A 2,240-nucleotide genomic window follows, 5' to 3' on the forward strand; every position below is an offset into this window, starting at 1 on the left:
GATCCGAGGTTCACGATCGCGGCCATCCCGGCCCGAAATGACCCTCGCGATGCGTTGGTGGCGCGCGACGGCCTGGTCCTCGGGGAGTTGCCCGCGGGTTCGCTGGTGGGCACCTCGTCGCCCCGGCGGGCCGCGCAGCTTAGAGCATTGGGTCTCGGTTTGGAAATCCGCCCCCTACGAGGCAACCTAGACACCAGGTTGAACAGGGTAAGCAGTGGTGATCTAGACGCCGTAGTGGTGGCCCGGGCCGGTTTGGCCCGGCTGGGCCGCCTCGACGCTGTCACCGAGACGCTCGAGCCGGTGCAGATGTTGCCAGCACCGGCTCAGGGCGCGCTCGCGGTCGAGTGCCGCGCAGGCGACAGCCGGTTAGCCGCGGTGCTGGCGGAGTTGGACGACGCCGACACACGCGCGGCGGTCACCGCCGAGCGAGCCTTGCTCGCCGAACTGGAGGCCGGTTGCTCCGCACCGGTGGGCGCGATCGCCGAGGTGGTCGAGTCCATCGATGAGGACGGCCGCGTCTTCGAAGAGCTGTCGCTGCGCGGTTGCGTGGCGGCGCTGGACGGGTCCGACGTGATCCGCGCGTCCGGCATCGGCACTCCCGGTCGGGCACGAGAGCTTGGGCTCTCGGTGGCCGCGGAGCTGTTCGAGCTTGGCGCCCGAGAGCTGATGCGGGGTGCGCGGCAGGACCCGCCGCGAGGAGATTAAGTGCGAGTGACGTGGGAGCGACAATGACGACGCGAGGGCGTAAGCCGAGACCCGGCCACATCACGTACGTGGGATCCGGTCCTGGTGACCCCGGACTGCTGACTACCCGGGCGGCCACTGTGCTGGCAAACGCCGCCTTGGTATTCACCGACCCCGACGTACCTGAGGCGGTGCTGAAGCTGATCGGCAAGGACCTGCCGCCGGTTTCCGGCCCGGCGCCGGCCGAACCGGCTGCGGGCAACGCCGACGGCGATGGGCAGTCGGCTACAGGAGACAACGGTCAGACGCCCGCGGTGATATCGGGTGGACCCGACATCCGCCCGGCGCTGGGCGAGCCCGCCGAGGTGGCCAAGACGCTGACCGCCGAGGCCCGGACGGGCGTCGACGTGGTGCGACTGGTGGCCGGCGACCCGCTGACGGTCGACGCGGTCATCACCGAGGTCAACGCCGTGGCGCGCAGCCATATGCACATCGAGATCGTGCCCGGCCTGGCATCGGCCAGCGCCGTGCCGACCTATGCGGGTCTGCCGCTGGGTTCGTCGCACACCGTCGCCGACGTGCGCGACCCGCAGGTGGACTGGGAGGCGCTGGCCGCTGCCCCCGGACCGCTGATCCTGCAGGCCACCGCGTCGCATCTGGCCGATGCGGCGCGCACATTGATCGAGCACGAGCTGTCCGACACCACCCCGTGTGTGGTGACCGCGAACGGCACGACGTGTCAGCAGCGTTCGGTCGAGACCACCCTGGGTGGTCTGACCGACTCGGGCGTGCTGAACGGTACCGACGCCGGGCTGTCGCCCGGGGGGGACCGTCAGACCGGGCCGCTCGTGGTGACCATCGGCAAGACGGTGGCCAGCCGGGCGAAGCTGAACTGGTGGGAAAGCCGCGCGCTGTACGGCTGGACCGTGTTGGTGCCGCGCACCAAGGACCAGGCCGGCGAGATGAGCGAACGGCTGACGTCGTACGGCGCCCTGCCGATCGAGGTCCCGACCATTGCCGTCGAGCCGCCGCGCAGCCCCGCTCAAATGGAGCGTGCCGTCAAGGGATTGGTCGACGGCCGATTCCAGTGGGTGGTGTTCACCTCCACCAACGCGGTGCGTGCGGTGTGGGAGAAGTTCGGTGAATTCGGTCTGGACGCGCGCGCGTTCTCCGGCGTGAAGATCGCCTGTGTCGGCGAGTCGACGGCCGACCGGGTCCGCGCCTTCGGGATCAGCCCCGAGCTGGTGCCGGCGGGCGAGCAGTCCTCACTGGGACTGCTTGACGACTTCCCGCCCTACGACAGCATTTTCGACCCCGTTAACCGGGTCCTGCTGCCGCGCGCCGATATCGCCACCGAGACGCTGGCCGAGGGTCTGCGCGAACGTGGTTGGGAGATCGAGGATGTCACGGCCTACCGGACGGTGCGTGCCGCACCGCCGCCGGCGGAAACGCGGGAAATGATCAAGACCGGTGGCTTTGACGCGGTGTGCTTCACCTCGAGCTCCACGGTGCGAAACCTGGTCGGCATCGCCGGCAAGCCGCACGCGCGGACGATC

The 2,240-nt window shown here is 69.8% G+C and carries 2 protein-coding genes; both read left to right on the top strand.

The window, feature by feature from the left end; translation table 11 throughout:
- On the top strand, positions 1 to 705 hold a 705-nt coding region (hemC, locus tag JOZ00_RS13385; RefSeq protein ID WP_293344439.1), incomplete at its 5' end, for a hydroxymethylbilane synthase.
- Between the two features lie 23 nt (positions 706 to 728).
- The coding region (locus tag JOZ00_RS13390) for a bifunctional uroporphyrinogen-III C-methyltransferase/uroporphyrinogen-III synthase (RefSeq protein WP_293344440.1) at positions 729 to 2,240 on the top strand (1,512 nt) is incomplete at its 3' end.

Source organism: Mycobacterium sp. (assembly GCF_019243155.1).
Classification (GTDB): Bacteria; Actinomycetota; Actinomycetes; order Mycobacteriales; family Mycobacteriaceae; genus Mycobacterium.